The sequence below is a fragment of the Rhizobium sp. GN54 genome (assembly GCF_021026345.1).
Lineage (GTDB): Bacteria > Pseudomonadota > Alphaproteobacteria > Rhizobiales > Rhizobiaceae > Mycoplana.
Window position 1 is genome coordinate 78383 of record NZ_JAJNCZ010000011.1, and the last position, 14728, is coordinate 93110.

General features: G+C 58.9%; 14 protein-coding genes. 7 read left to right on the forward strand and 7 right to left on the reverse strand.

Translation table 11 applies throughout. The annotated features are described in order from the left end of the window. Genes LQK81_RS22470 through LQK81_RS22490 form a run of 5 tightly spaced genes read right to left on the reverse strand, consistent with a single transcriptional unit; the run spans position 1 to position 4768 of the window. Entirely contained in the window at positions 1-2469 is a 2469-nt protein-coding gene (locus tag LQK81_RS22470) for a conjugal transfer protein TrbE (protein ID WP_230808650.1), read from the reverse strand. Between the two features lie 9 nt (positions 2470-2478). Next, a complete protein-coding gene (locus LQK81_RS22475; protein WP_230808651.1) occupies positions 2479-2778 on the reverse strand; it encodes a conjugal transfer protein TrbD in 300 nt (99 codons plus the stop codon). Beyond that, on the reverse strand, positions 2771-3175 hold the full coding sequence (gene trbC / locus LQK81_RS22480; RefSeq protein ID WP_230808652.1) for a conjugal transfer pilin TrbC: 405 nt from the start codon (positions 3173-3175) through the stop codon (positions 2771-2773). Before trbC ends, LQK81_RS22475 begins: the two co-directional genes overlap by 8 nt. Then, positions 3165-4136 (reverse strand): P-type conjugative transfer ATPase TrbB, encoded by a 972-nt coding sequence (gene trbB, locus LQK81_RS22485; protein WP_230808653.1) that lies wholly within the window; start codon positions 4134-4136, stop codon positions 3165-3167. Before trbB ends, trbC begins: the two co-directional genes overlap by 11 nt. Continuing rightward, complete coding sequence (locus LQK81_RS22490; protein WP_230808654.1) at positions 4133-4768, reverse strand: acyl-homoserine-lactone synthase; 636 nt, start codon at positions 4766-4768, stop codon at positions 4133-4135. Before LQK81_RS22490 ends, trbB begins: the two co-directional genes overlap by 4 nt. Positions 4769-5143: 375 nt before the next feature. Between LQK81_RS22490 and repA the strand changes: the two genes are divergently transcribed. From repA to LQK81_RS22525, 7 genes are all read left to right on the forward strand, one after another. Further along, positions 5144-6334: a plasmid partitioning protein RepA gene (gene repA, locus LQK81_RS22495; RefSeq protein WP_077549911.1), complete on the forward strand. Its 1191-nt coding sequence runs from the start codon at positions 5144-5146 to the stop codon at positions 6332-6334. An 84-nt stretch (positions 6335-6418) separates the two neighbouring features. After that, a complete protein-coding gene (repB, locus tag LQK81_RS22500) occupies positions 6419-7414 on the forward strand; it encodes a plasmid partitioning protein RepB (protein WP_230808655.1) in 996 nt (331 codons plus the stop codon). Positions 7415-7570: 156 nt separating this feature from the next. Then, the gene (repC, locus tag LQK81_RS22505; RefSeq protein WP_230808656.1) at positions 7571-8815 is read left to right on the forward strand and encodes a plasmid replication protein RepC; all 1245 of its coding nucleotides are present in this window, start codon (positions 7571-7573) and stop codon (positions 8813-8815) included. Between the two features lie 148 nt (positions 8816-8963). After that, positions 8964-9344, forward strand: coding sequence for a hypothetical protein (locus tag LQK81_RS22510; RefSeq protein ID WP_230808657.1), 381 nt, complete (start codon positions 8964-8966; stop codon positions 9342-9344). Continuing rightward, positions 9322-9702: a hypothetical protein gene (locus tag LQK81_RS22515; RefSeq protein WP_230808658.1), complete on the forward strand. Its 381-nt coding sequence runs from the start codon at positions 9322-9324 to the stop codon at positions 9700-9702. The genes LQK81_RS22510 and LQK81_RS22515 overlap by 23 nt, the downstream gene beginning before the upstream one ends. Beyond that, positions 9672-10262, forward strand: a complete 591-nt coding sequence (locus LQK81_RS22520; RefSeq protein ID WP_230808659.1) for a hypothetical protein — start codon at positions 9672-9674, stop codon at positions 10260-10262. Before LQK81_RS22515 ends, LQK81_RS22520 begins: the two co-directional genes overlap by 31 nt. Positions 10263-10501: 239 nt before the next feature. Further along, positions 10502-11560 (forward strand): hypothetical protein, encoded by a 1059-nt coding sequence (locus LQK81_RS22525; protein WP_230808660.1) that lies wholly within the window; start codon positions 10502-10504, stop codon positions 11558-11560. A gap of 99 nt (positions 11561-11659) precedes the next feature. On the opposite strand, the gene LQK81_RS22530 is transcribed toward LQK81_RS22525, so the two are convergent. After that, positions 11660-13303, reverse strand: coding sequence for a hypothetical protein (locus LQK81_RS22530; protein ID WP_230808661.1), 1644 nt, complete (start codon positions 13301-13303; stop codon positions 11660-11662). Positions 13304-13483: 180 nt separating this feature from the next. Continuing rightward, entirely contained in the window at positions 13484-14632 is a 1149-nt protein-coding gene (locus LQK81_RS22535) for a site-specific integrase (protein WP_230808662.1), read from the reverse strand. Positions 14633-14728: the final 96 nt, after the last annotated feature.

Here is a 14728-nt window from a genome sequence, read left to right on the forward strand (position 1 = left end):
TTACTTGGCCGGGAAGAATGGTTCGGCATGGGCGATCCCCCTTTGCTGGAGCCAAGGACAAGGCCATGCGGCCCCATGTTCGGAATGCAGGGCGCGAATGCGCTTCAGATCTTCCTTGCCGGATGCCCCGACGAAGGAGCGCGCGATGGGCCCGAGCGCCATGTCGAAGAGCCTGCGGCCCTCGGGCGAGACGATGTAGTATTCGCGCTTTGGAAGCGCCGTCGCGACGATCTCGATCTGCCGTTCGTTGAAGCCGATGCGCTCATAGAACTCTCGCGTGCCGGGCTCGCGGGCAGCTCCATTCGGCAAGCATATTTTGGTCGGGCAACTCTCCTTCAGCACATCGATGATGCCGGAGCGCTCCGCATCCGAGATCGACTGGGTGGCCAGAACCACGGCGCAATTGGCCTTGCGCAGAACCTTCAGCCATTCGCGGATCTTGTCGCGGAAGACGGGATGGCCGAGCATGAGCCAGGCCTCATCGAGGATGATCAGGCTGGGTGCGCCGGTCAGGCGTTTCTCGATGCGACGGAACAGGTAGGTCAGCACCGGCACGAGATTGCGCTCGCCCATGTTCATCAGTTCCTCGATCTCGAAGCACTGGAACGCGCCGAGCGCCAGACCATCCTCTTCGGCATCGAGAAGCTGACCCATGGGGCCGTCGACGGTGTAGTGATGCAGCGCGTCCTTGATCTCACGCATCTGCACGCCCGACACGAAATCCGACATGGACCGCCCGCGCGATTCCGCCATCAGCCCGATCTGCCGGGAGATGGCGTTGCGATGGTCCGGTGTGATGGTCACGCCCTGAAGCGCCACCAGGGTCTCGATCCATTCCGACGCCCAGGCGCGGTCGCCATCGGTCGTCAGCTCGGCAAGCGGGCAGAAGGCAAGCGCCCTCCACTCTCCTTCTGCCGAGGATTCGATATCGCCGCCGATCTGGTAGTGATCGCCATTGACTCCGAGCGTCAGCGGCAGCATCGAGCCGCCCTTGTCGAAGGCGAAGACCTGGGCTTGGCTGTAGCGCCGAAACTGCGCGGCGGTCAGTGCCAGCAAGGTGGATTTGCCTGAACCGGTCGGCCCGAAGATCAGCGTGTGCCCGACATCATCGACATGCAGGTTCAGCCGGAACGGCGTCGAGCCACTGGCCACCTGCATCAGCGGCGGCGAGCCAGGCGGATGGAAGGGGCAAGGCGCCGTTGGGCTTCCCGACCAGACGCTATTGAGCGGGATAAGATCGGCGAGATTGCGCGTATTGATCAGCGGCTCGCGGATGTTGGCATAGGAAACACCCGGCAGGCTGCCGAGAAAGGCGTCGGTTGCATTTAGCGTTTCGATCCGTGCGCCGAAACCTTCCGCCTGGATCAGCCGGCGGATCGCCTCGCACTTCTCTTGGCAGCGAGACTGGTCCTCGTCGAAGAGGACGATGACCGGGGTGTAGTAGCCATAGGCAACGAGTTGTGATGACGCTTCGGCGATCGCGTCCTCGGTCTCCGCCACCATCTGCATGGCGTCCTGATCGACGGAGCGGGATTGGGTCTGGAAGAGCTGATCGAAGAAGGGCCTGACTTTCTGCTGCCATTTCTTGCGGGTGCGTTCCAGCTTTCCCCTCGCCTCCTCGGTATCGAGGAAGACGAAACGCGACGACCAACGATAGGTGAGCGGCATCACGTCAAGGCTGTTCAGGATTCCCGGCCAGCTTTCTGCCGGCAGGCCGTCGATCGCCACGACACCGAGAAAGCGGTTTTCGACCAAAGGCGTGAGACCGTGCTGCAGCTCGGCCGTCACCAGCCAGTCGAGATACATCGGGATCTCGGGCAGGCGCACCGGATGGTTCTCGCCGGTGATGCAGAAGCGGATGAACTGGAACAACTCGTCATAGCGGGCGACCCGGAAACCGCCGCGCTCTGTAGTCTCCCGTGTCATCATCCGGCGGATCGACACGACATTGGCGAGATATTGCTCGACCTCGCGGATCGAGGTCAGAAATGTCTCGAGCGCCTTGTCGGCATAGGTCGCGGAACGGCTGGTCGCATCGGAATAGACATAGCGCGTGAGCGCCGAGCGCCGCGGCTCGGGCGGCCGCCAGGTCAGGATCATTGCGTGCCGGCTCTCGAAATGCCCCCTCTCTTTCTGGAAATGGGCTCGCCGTTCGGCGTCGATCGCCCGCGTGACCAGATCGGGGAAGTGGCAATCGTCCTCGGCCGGATAGTCTCCGGTCGGAACCCTGATGGCCTCGACCTGGATCATCCAGCCGGAGCCGAGCCGCGACAGGATCGCGTTGATCTGCCGTGACACCTCGTTGCGCTCGGCGTCGGTCGAGCTCTCGCTGTCCGGCCCTGCGAAATACCAGCCGGCCATCAGCGAGCCGTCCTTGAGGAGGATCACGCCATTGTCGACTAGGCCGGCATAGGGCACCAGATCGGCAAAGGACGGACCGGAATGACGAAATGATTTGAGGGCAACCATCGAAAACCCTCAGAACTTGCGCCAAGGCGACGACGTCGCGCGATAGAACGTCTTGTGAGAGATATGGCGGACATAGACCCGCCGCATCAAAGGATCAGCTTTCGCCATCATGCGCAGTGCCGCGACGGCAATCATCCAGATCGCGAGGCCGAAGAGCGCCGCGTACCAGGTTAGAACGACGAAGATCAGGATGACGGCGGCAAGGGCAGTCAGCAGCACGAGTTCGCGGTCCGCGCCCATCAGCAGGTTCGGACGCGATAGCGCCCTGTGTACAGGCGAGCGGGAAAGGTTGGAGCCAGGTTCAGCCATGCGCTCCCTCCCCTTCTCTTGAACGTGCGCGCGTCGGCGTAGCGATGTCGGTCGCTGACGTCGTGTCGACTGCTCCAATTGATGCACCGGTTGCGCCGAACAGGGCGACGATCTGTGTGGAGCCGAGCAGGATCCCGCCGACAAGGGCGATGAAGCAAAGTCGCCGCGCGAAATCGTTGAGTTCGCCGCCGAAGATCAGCATGCCGCCGGCGATGGCGACGGCTGCCAGGGCAATAAAGCCGGCGACGGGTCCGGTGATCGATTGCTGGATCTGCTGCAGCGGCGACTCCCATGGCAGGCCGCCGCCGCCCGAGGAGGCCAGTGCCGGTTCTGCAAGGGTTAATGCGATGGTGGCGAGGCTCAGGGTGGCGAGTTTTATCCTTGTCTCATGCGGCATGGCTGTCCTCATCAATCTGGGCGTAGTGTTCGGTCCGGTAGCGGGCATTGCTGAATCCCTCGACATGGATCACGTCCCGGACCCGTCTGCCCTTGCCCGTGCGCTCGATGGAAACGACAAGATCGACGGCTTCGCCGATCACCTCCTGCATCGGCTGCTGGCTCGCTTCCGCCGTCAGCTGCTCCAGCCGGCGGAGTGCTGACATTGCCGTATTGGAATGGATGGTGGTGACGCCTCCGGGATGACCGGTATTCCAGGCCTTCAGCAGCGTAAGAGCCGCGCCATCGCGAACCTCGCCAACGATGATGCGGTCGGGTCTGAGACGCATCGTGCTCTTCAGGAGCCTCGCCATATCGACCGTGTCGGTGGTGTGCAGCGATACGGCATTTTCGGCCGCGCACTGGATCTCGGCGGTATCTTCCAGGATGACCATGCGGTCGTTGGGCGCCGTTGCGACAATCTCGGCGATCACGGCATTGGCGAGCGTCGTCTTGCCCGATCCGGTTCCGCCTGAAATGACGATGTTCATGCGCGAGGCGATGGCGCTTCGCAAAACCGATACCTGCGCTTCGGTCATCACCTTCGACGTCACGTAGTCGCCGAGCGGGATGAGCCGCGATGCTCGCCGCCGGATCGTAAACGCTGGCGCCGATACTACGGGCGGCAGCAACCCCTCGAACCTGTGACCACCGATCGGCAATTCGCCTGAAATGATCGGCCGTTCATCGTCTGCTTCCGATTGCAGCGCATGGGCGACGCTGCCGATGACGATTTCGGCCGTGGCAGCGCTCATGGCGCCGGCCGGAGCGACCCCATGCCCCAACCGTTCGATGAATAGCCTTCCGTCGGGATTGAGCATGATCTCGACGACCGTTGCATCGTCGAGTGCGACGCAAAGCTGGTCTCCCAGGGCGTCCTGGAGTTTGCGCACGAGGCGGGGATGGGAGCGGAGTTGGGTCACGCGGCGCTCCTGAAGGGGCCGGAACCGTTGCGCACGATTGCCGAGCGGTATCCTGGCGGGCAGACCTGTTCGAAGCTGGCGCGATCAGCCGGCAGACTGCCCGCGACGGCGACGGTGTTCCCGATCGCAACCGGATTGCCGACGCGGTGCATTGGCCAGCCCGCACGCTTCAGGATACGTTCAAAACGAAGATCGGTCGCGGTGACGATCTCGCTGTAACCATTCGCCATCGACCATTCGATGATGCCGGCGAACATGGTGAGCGTGACCTGATGGAGGCTACCTCCCCTCCCCGCTTTAAGCGACGTGTCGACGCAGAAGCGTGAGCTCTCGGCCATTGCGGCATGGGGGTCGAGCGAACCGCGCTCCAGCAGTTGTGGGAATGTCTGCTCCAGCATCGTCGGGCCAGATGCAGGCAGCAGGCGCGCGCAGCCGACGACTTTCTGGTCGGCTGAGATCGCCAGGATGTAGGTTGGGTAGAGATCATCGTACTGATCCCGCTCTCCCTGGTCCGTAATCGTGACATCCCATTCCAGGCGGTCGCCAAACACGGCGGCCCGAAGACGGTGCATCTGGTTCAGGTAGTTGTGGTTGCTTGCGTAGTGGTCGGCCGAGACGCTCAGAATCTGCATTGTGATCTCCGCATGAACTGGTCAGGCGAAGGAAGATCATCTCGTGCTGCGTGTGGCTATGTGCAGATTTGCATCCGGTGATTCTACCGAATCGGCGCTATACGTCTCAAACGCCGGTTGGGAACCGGGTTCTAGGATGTTGATAAGAGGTGCAGATCTGCATTTCTCTGTCAGTGGTGCCGGCGGACAAAGCTGGGCTAACATGCGGAAGTCTTTGGATGAATCGATATTATGTCAGCCACTCCTGGAGTTCCGTTAACTACTTGTTAACTTTAAATCTCTTGCGACGATGCCGGAATCGCAGGATAGTTTCGCAAATGATGGCGTTCGAGCCATTTTTTCGAAACTGACGACCTCCGGGAAATAGTTCGCAAAATGAGCAATTTGCTGCCCAACAGATTTGATATTGAGATTGCCGAGCAAGGGGCGAAGATCTCAAGCGCGTTGCATATGTTGCGCAGCCAGCAGTACCCGCCTGATGCTCGCAAGGGATTACGCAAGTTTCAGCTTGCTGAAGTTGCAGACTTCATGGGTGTCACCCAGACGCACCTGAGGCAACTCCATTCTGACGGGAAAGGACCGGAAATCGAGTCCATCGGTGGACGCCGATATTATACTGCTGACCAGATGCTCGAGCTCCGGGATTATCTCGAGGCCAACAAGAAGTCGGACAAGAGATACTATGTGCCGAGGCGTAAAGAAGGAGAGCCGATGCAGGTCGTATCGGTCGTCAACTTCAAGGGCGGAAGCGGCAAGACCACCACTGCCGCGCATTTGGCGCAGTATCTCGCCCTCACCGGCCATCGTGTGTTAGCGATCGACCTTGACCCGCAGGCTTCCCTGACTTCGCTTTTCGGGATCCAGCCGGAGCTTGATGATACTGCCTCTCTTTATGAGGCTCTTCGATTTGACGACGAACGGAAGTCAATCGCTGACGTCATCCAGCCGACCAACATTCCTGGACTGGATGTCGTGCCCGCTAACCTGGTTCTGCAGGAATACGAATATGACGTGCCACTGGCGATTTCATCCAAGAAGGGGGAGGATGGCCGACTCTTCTATATGCGGATCGCCAGCGCTCTGAAGCAGGTGGATGACAAGTACGATGTAGTCGTCATCGATTGCCCGCCTCAACTGGGCTATTTGACGATTACCGCCCTCATGGCTTCCACCGGGATCCTTATCACCATTCATCCTCAGATGCTGGACATCATGTCGATGAGCCAGTTTCTTATGATGCTCGGGGGGATCATGGGGCCGGTTGCGGAGGCCGGGGCCGAAATGCGTGTTCAGTGGTTCCGGTATCTTATCACCCGCTTTGAGCCCACGGATATTCCGCAGGCCCAGATGGTCGGATTCATGCAGTCGATGTTCGCACAGCAGATGCTGAGAAACCACGTTCTGAAGTCCACTGCGATTTCCGACGCGTCCATCAAGAAGCAAACCCTGTACGAGGTTGAGCGGGGTGAATTTGTCCGGGCAACCTATGACAGGGCCATGGAGAGCTTGAATTCTACCAACGCCGAGATCGTGGAGCTCATCCATGGGGTTTGGGGGAGAAAATGAGCAACTTGTCAGCCGTTTTTTTCGCCAATTGTTCTAGCTTTGCCAGTCCCTTACCGGCGTTGACGCAAGATTTGGAGTGCGCCCATGTCCCGTAAAAATCCGTTCGCCAATCTGGATATGGACGCAATCTCGGCGAGCCAGACGCCGACAAAGCCTGGTTATGGCATGACAGGCGCCGCCAAGACGGTTGTTCGCTCCATTGAAGATATGGCCGAGAACACCAAGAAGCTCATGGAAGGCGAGGTGATCGTCGACCTCGATCCACACTTGGTCGACGTGTCCTTCGTATCTGATCGTCTTTCAGATGATGGAGAGGAGTTTCAGGAGCTGCTCGAGGCGATCAAGGGATCGGGTCAAACGACGCCTATTCTGGTTCGCCCAAGCTCGACAGATGCCAAGCGTTATATGGTGGTGTTCGGTCACCGTCGTCTCAGGGTCGCTCGTGAGCTTGGAGTTCCAGTCAAGGCTATTGTCAAGAAGCTCGATGATATCACTTCGGCGATCGTGCAGGGTCAGGAAAACGCGGCCCGCTCGAACCTGTCGTTCATTGAACGCGCCTATTTCGCCCAGAACCTGATCGCGTCTGGAATGACCAAGGAAACTGTTCGGTCATCGCTCGCCATCGACGAGGCGATGCTCTCAAAGATGCTCGCAGTCGTCGAAGCGGTGCCAGCCTCCGTCATTCAAGCCCTGGGTGCATCCAAGAAGATTGGCCGTGACCGATGGCTCAGCCTCCGGCAGTTGATCCTGGCCCCTGCCCTCTCGAAGGCCGCTGCTGAGCATGCAGCATCGGCCGAATTCCAGAAGGTCCCCGAAGCCGAGCGGTTCGATGAGCTTCATGATTACGTGAAGCGGTACAAGGCCAAATCGGCTGCGAAAAAGCCCAAAGCCGATACCGCAGCAAAAGGCTGGGTATCGTCCGATCGCTCTCTGAATCTCGCGATGACCGCCAAAGCAAAGAAAGTTGCCATCGAGCTCACGAATGTCGAAGCCAAGCCCTTCAGCGAATGGCTGTCTTCTCGCATGGACCGCTTGTACGAGGAGTACAAGGGGTCGAAGAACGAAACCAACGGAGACTGAACCGCAAAAGAAAAAGGCCCCCGAACGGCGAACCGTGGAAGCCTCTCTCGTCATCTCTAGCAGGATCGAGAATCGCATTTCCCGGAATCACAGTCAAGAGTCTTGGCGCCGATTTGGTGAGCGGATTTCCTTTGCCTGAAGCAAGGTAAGAGAAAAATGCAGACGGGACATGTGACGACGCCCTTTGGGCGGCGGCCGATGTCGCTCGCCTTGGTACGCAGCCAAATGGCGATCGAGAATCCGCGGCCGGAAACGAGCATCGAGAAGTGGAAGGTCTTTCGAGACGTATGTGAGGCACGGGAACGGCTGGGAATCCAGGACCGGGCACTCGCCGTCCTTGATGCCCTGCTGACGTTTCACCCTCACGCGGAACTCGATCCGAGCCAGGGCCTGGTCGTATTCCCATCCAACGCCCAGTTGTCAGTGCGGGCTCATGGAATCACCGAGACGACGCTACGCCGGCAACTCGCCGCGCTTGTCGATGCCGGCCTTATCCTGCGGCGCGACAGCCCGAACGGTAAACGCTACGCGCACCGCAACCGGGATGGCGAGATCGAACAGGCCTACGGGTTTGACCTTACGCCGCTGCTGGCTCGTGCCACGGAACTCGCCTTGATGGCACAGGATGTCGCCGCTGAGCGCGTGCGCTTTCGTAGGGCAAGGGAAGCGCTGACGATCTGCCGTCGCGATGTGCGCAAATTGATCTCGGCCGCGCTGGAAGACGGCGCTACGGGCAATTGGGATCAGGTGGAGTCCGAGTACGTCAGCATCCTCGCACGCCTCCCGCGCTACCCGAACCGGTTACAAGTTGAGACCACGCTCGACGAAATGCAGCTCCTACGGGAAGAGGTGCTCAACATCCTGGAAATGCAGCTTAAAACAGATGGAATGCACGGCAATGCCATTCAGGATGACCGCCACATACAGAATTCAAATACCGAATCCATAAATGAACTTGAACCTAGCTCTGGAAAAGAGCAGGGCGGAAGCCTCGGGTATAAGCCACAAGCTAACAGCGCGCCGATCGAGCGGGAGAAGGCGAAGCCTGAACCGATAAAGGCTTTCCCGCTTGGAATGGTTCTCCGGGCCTGCCCCCAGATAACTGATTATGGGCCCGGCGGGCGCATCGAGCACTGGCGCGAACTCATGAAGGCGGCCATCGTTGTGCGCTCAATGCTCGGCGTCAGCCCCTCTGCCTACGAGGAGGCGTGCAACGCCATGGGACCGGAAAATGCCGCGGTGGCGATGGCATGTATTCTCGAGCGGTCAAAATTCATAACGTCGGCAGGCGGCTATCTGCGGGATCTTACCAGGCGCTCTGAGCGCGGCGAGTTTTCCCTTGGGCCTATGTTGATGGCTCTGATGAAGGCAACTGACCAAAGAGACCAAAGAACTGCGTGACGATGGAGCGACGCAGCGGGCCGACAAGCGGCGAAATCCGCTCCCGAGCCTTCAATAGGTCACTTGTCAGCCGTTTTTTTTCGTGATTTTCTTTTCTGATACAGGGAGTTACTGGCACTGAACGCCAGTTCTGAGGGGTCGCCAGCCTATGTGGAAAGCAAAGGAAAAGCAGATCGGCGTCGAGCAGATCAACGGTCATGTGCCCAGGAGGAACCGCTTGATCACCGGTCGAGCGCCGGAGAATATCGAAATGCTGTTCACACCCGCCGAGCTGTACGGTGCGATGGCGCAATGCTCCAGCAGGGCGAAGATGGACCAGCGCGCCGCGAGGGCTCAGGTCCAGATGTGCCGACACCTTATCGCCCGGCACGTTGATGACAAGAATGAGCGCTTTGCGTTGCTAGATACTGCCCGGACCCTCAAGGACTACGTCGGAAAGACGATGACCGGCCTGGTCGGCGACGGCATTGCCTACCTCCAAGATGGTCCGGGATGGATACCGCTGGATGGATCATTTCGAAAACCATGAAGTCCACGGCAAACGTCCGACCACTCGTTCTCCGGATTACGTCTTCAGCCGTTCGGGGGATATGTTTGTCGCCCTTGCGGAGTCGAAAGCGACCAAGGGAGCGTCCAGGGCAGCTTTCACGAAGACTGTCAGGGAAGGCTACAAGGAGCAGGTCGAGCCTTATCTGGGTCGCAAAATCGGTTCCTGGGTAGCGTCGCATGGCTATGCGGTCGGCAGCTGGATGAAATCTGTAAAGAAAGCGGAGATATTCATCGACCACACGGCACATGATGGACTACCCCCCGGGACAAGGACGACGGCCCCTCCGAACGCTCTGATCCAGGAGACGTGCTGTTTGGCAGCTATTGCGGTGTGCTGACTCTTCTCTTCGGGCCCGAGGTCGGGGAGGCTGCCCGCGATCGTACCTGGAAACCTTCGGAGCAGAGCTTTACCACGGTTGAATGGCTCGGCCGAACCTGGATTGTTGGAGAAGACGCAGAGTGGGAGCCGCTGGTCATCACCGCCAAAGAGCACTTGATCTTCAGGTCAGGACCGGTGAGGCTCGTGAATGGCATGGCGCTGGATCTGGAAATTGCTCAGCGCATCTTTACCTTCATCGAGTCGAGCCAAGTCGGGATCGACCTCATGGCAGAACTTCCAGAGTTTCCGACGGATATCGTCGAGGCAGCAAAGCGATCCGGAGGAGCAATCTTTCCAGACGGATTCGCGGTCTTGGGTCGCGACGAGGATCTAATCCTCTATTCGACGATATTGGTGAAGCCGCCGGCGCAAGCAGAGCCTGCCTTGGTCGAACGCGAGCCAGAGGCAGAAGGCCTTTTCGCCGAGGGAATTTCGGTGATCGATGCTCGCTCGTATGCTGCCCCTCATACTGAAGTCGCTGAGGACAAGCAGACGCTGCTTTACATCACTCGGGACTAGGGGTGGAATTTGCCCGGCCACTTATGCTTGAAGTCGTCGCTTGCCCCAACTAAGAAGCCCGGGATCGGCTCCTCGGAGAAGGATTGTCTGACCGTCGTCGCCTTCTGTGTGCTTTCGAGGATCCGGCGAGCTCCTGTTCCATGGAGCCGGCCGCGGCGAACCGCAGACACGGTCTGCAACGTACTAGCGCAGATGAAGAGATGAATTGACACAACAGGTTCTCGGACCCGGAAGAACTCATGCCGCTCCTATTTTGCAATATCGCCTGGATGAAGAATTATGCAGGCCGCGATGCCAAGGACCCTCCGAAAGGTGGGGGTGGCTACGTAGTCTCCGAGGGAAGAGCCGGGGAGGAATTGAACTTCGTTGAAGCCGACGATGGCTATGTCTACGGCCACTTCGAAACAATCAAGAACGACGTCGATCGCGATGTAAAAATCGAGAGATTGGGGGCGTCGCCCTCAGCCGAGTTCATCGATGGTGTCGATGTCGTCTGGACTGCCCCTGTCGATGGAAGGGATCCGCGCTGCGTAATCGGATGGTACAAGAATGCGCGAGTCTATCGTAAACGCCAGAGGTTTGATGGCGTATACCCTTCCGGCCAGCATGAGGATGATGAAGTCCTGAGCTTCCGGGTACGAGCGCGGGCCGAGGACGCGCATCTCATTCCCGTGAAAAAGCGTGATGAAGGCCTTTACCTTGAACGTGGGAAAGGCTGGAGCGGGCAGGCGAGCTGGTGGTATGCGGATGACACGTCTGACCCGGCGGCAAGGAGCTTTGTAGAAAATATCCGCGCGATCATTGGGGGGGAATTGCCCGCTTTTGATCGGCCACCCGCGCGCAGTAGGGTGAAGCATCGGGCGGGTCAAGCAGCGGCTGACGGTTACACCAGGTATGTGAAACGTCATGAGGTGCAGATCAGCCCCCGGCACAACAAACTCGAAAGGCTACTTAAAGACTATCTGCAACGGACAATCCCTGGTGTTCAATTTCTTCCTACCTTTTGCGACGACATGCGATTTACAGATGGGAAGAGCCTGGACGTGATGGTCGAGGTCAAGCCTACCGAGACATCAATTGTTCGGTTTGCTATCCGCACAGCGATGGGACAGCTACTCGACTATCGTCAACAACAACGGTGGGAAGGGAAGCAACTGATCGTGGTGGAAACTGAAGTGACCAAAGCCGACGACAGAGCCTTGGCGCTGGAGAACGGCTTCGGTCTCGCCTGGCCTTCTGGCAAGGGCGATTTCAAGATCCTCTGGCCTCCCGCACCGAAATCAGCTGAGGGTTGGTAAAGCCGTAGGCCGGCTGAGGGCGAAGGATCGGCCTAGCAGATGGAGCTTGTCCGGACATCAGTTACGTATCTTTCGAAGATCAAACGCCACGCGCAAAGATCAACGCCGATTTCGTGGTGGTCTCAGAGCGGCTTTCTGTTGCCGTTTTCGGATCCTTTTACAGCCGCGACACGCCACCCCATTCTTCTCGAGATTAGAAAACGTAGCTGAGTAGAGACCTTCTTCACAGTCCGGAAGGCAGCTGAATTTGTAACGCGTTTTCGTCGCGTTGATGTAGCTTGGGCCTAAGAAAGTCACGCCATACTTTGCTGCTTGAGCAACCATTTTTGCGGTCTTCTCTTGTGCGATTTTCTCTCGCCGGCATCGAGGGCATAGACCGGGTGACCCATCCGCGGTGCGGCTTTTGTGCCTCGCAAGCTTCTGAACAAAAGGACCGAGCGGCACCTTAGCAAAATGCTGGCAGCCCAAATACTGAATCGTGAACCTGTTCGTTCTAATTTGCTTGTCTGGCCCGCGCGAAGTCGTCGGACGATCTTGGCCCAACGCAAGGCGGATGCCATAGGCTTCTAGAAAGGCGCGATGTTTCGAAATAGTTTCTGCGACACGGTCGCGGCGCTTGTCGTATTCGATCCTCTTCGCGTCAACGACGACAAGTCCGTCTAATAAGCGTCCGGCTATATAGTGGCGCCTACCAGTCGCAACTCGTCCAGTCGATTTCTCTTTGACCTTTACCTCTACATTGCCTGGTCCGGAAACCGGGCCAAGAAGGACATATCCGTGGTCGGCGCAAAGCTCTTGGAAGGCAGCCCATCCAGCGTCGCTCCGTTCTGCGGACAACTGGTCGAGGACGATGCTCCAGCAGTTGGCGCAGCCCGATCGGCCGCGAGACCATCCCCGGCGCAGTTGGCTTAACGAGCTTCTCCAATCATGCCCACAACTTCGGCACGTCACCGCTAGGTCGGTGAGGCCCAACCAAGGACCGGAGCGCAACGCCAGACCGTTCTCGTCAAGTAGTGCTGAGGTTCGCCGGGCTTCGCTGAAACCAGAGAACAACTCCTCAAATCCTGGAAGCGGTCGGCCCGGGACTTCAACATTGCTGTCGGCAAGGGATTCGAAGAAGATTCTGACGATTTCCTGAATTGGATCGACTCTTTCATTCACGGCCCTTTTGACGACCTTGCTTACCTCCGCAAGTTCCAGCCACAACTCGACATGCCTGTAGTCCTTAAATCGTGAGTGCGTCGAACTCAGCGCCCTCTTGAGCTCGTCGCGTCGGACGATTTCGTCAATTGGTGTTTTCGTCGCGAGACCCTGCTTCGGTGCGTCGGGATCGTGCAACGAGCTTTGGCACTCTACCGTGATCCGGTGGTGGTCAGAAACCAGATCAATCTCAAGCCTTAAATCAGGATTGTCAGGGTCAAAGCCTTTTTCGCGAACCTTGTGCCATTTTCCTTCTGGGAGGTAGTAGTTGAATAGTGCGCGAGCAAGCCGTTCACCGTAACTCAAGGCTGGACAATCTGGACATCTGCGATGACGCTGCTCCCGCCAAGATGCTTGGAATTCGTGCCCTTCGCTGCACCGCCAACCGATAACGTCGCTCGCTGTTACGTCGCGATCTATGATCGGAACGAAGCCAATCACGGCCGCCTTTTGGACGAGGACAGATAATGGGATTGCGTAACGATCCCGCAACTCTTCAGCGTCAGTCCCGCCGATGTCACTCTCAAACAGCGTCTCGAACAATCACTATCGCTCCGGTTGTCGACATCTAATCGACCACGATTACGATCAACGATGTTGCAATAGCTTTAAGACGGGAGAAAATGAGGCCTTTCAGTCCTCGAGCTTCACAAAGTGCGGGCAGCTTATGTCTGCGACGAGTACGCCCCGGCAGGAAAAGTACGCGTCGGGCCGGCTGCGCGGTTAGAGAAGCCGTGCTGCCCGACCACTTCGCCGGGCCGCGCTGTTGTAGTAATCTGAAGCCTGTTGGACGGAACGGTGACGCGACTGTTCCATTGCCTCGGGGAGGGGAATGCCACGGTTGGAAGCTTCGGTAAGATACCCGGACCTTAGCCCGTGCGCAGAAAATTCTCTCGGATCCAGCCGCGCCAACTCCGCTCGCTGCTTCAGGATCGCATTGACCGACTGCGGATCGAGCGCCCGCCGCGAGACTGTTCCCCACCTGCCGATCGCCCGAAACACACTGCCTTTGTCGATCTTCGCCGCGGCCAGCCAAGCATTCAACGCCTCGACAGGCCGACCGGTGAGATAGACGACGTCATCACGCTCGCCGGTCGAGGTCTTGGTGCGGCCGAGATGGATGGCTAGAGAGGGGAGGGGAGGGCCGCCCGGCACTTCGATCGGCGGCTCGGCGACCAGTTGCTCGCACCGCAATCCGGCGACCTCACTGCGTCGGCGGCCGCCTGAGGCAAAGGCGACCATAAGGATCGCTTGGTCGCGGATATCGCGCAGACCGTCGGTCGCGCAAGTCGCAAGTAGTTTGGAAAGCACGTCGCCGGTCACGGCCTTTGCGCTCTTGCGGCGCCGCTGACGTGGGACGGCGCGCACGGCGAGGCGGATGGCGGACTTGAGGGCAGGGGAGGCGAAGGCGCCGTCGAGTCCGCGCCATTTCGTCAGGGTCGACCAGTTCGCCAGGCGCCGGCGTACCGTCGCCGGCGCGTGCGGACCAACCGATTTGAGAAAACCCTGGCGACGCAGTTTTTCGTCGACATCGGCTGGCATGCCGTGATCGGCATCAGTCTCACGCCGCTCCGGGTCCCAGAGGTGATGGGCGACGAATTTGAGCAGCAGGGCTTCCGGCGCTGGCCAGGGCAGCGACTTTCTGGTCGCGGCCAGTCCCCAGGCTTCGAGATAGGCGAGATCCGAGGTCAGCGCCCGAAGTGTGTTGTCGCCCATGCCCTGGTTGACGAGATGGCGTAGAGTCTCGACGTCGTGGTCGTTGAGCAGCTCGGCCAGCTCGTCGCGGCGCTCCATCGGCAGCACGGCGGCGATGGTGTCGAGCTCTTCGGCGCGTCGCTCGACGGCGGTGAGTGATGTTTTGGCTTTGGCCACGGACGCTCCGAAATCGCTGTATTCGGCGGCCTCCAGGGCCGTGATTTGCCCCGATTCTTGCTGATTTGCGTCTCCAGATCAACTACCATCGATAAG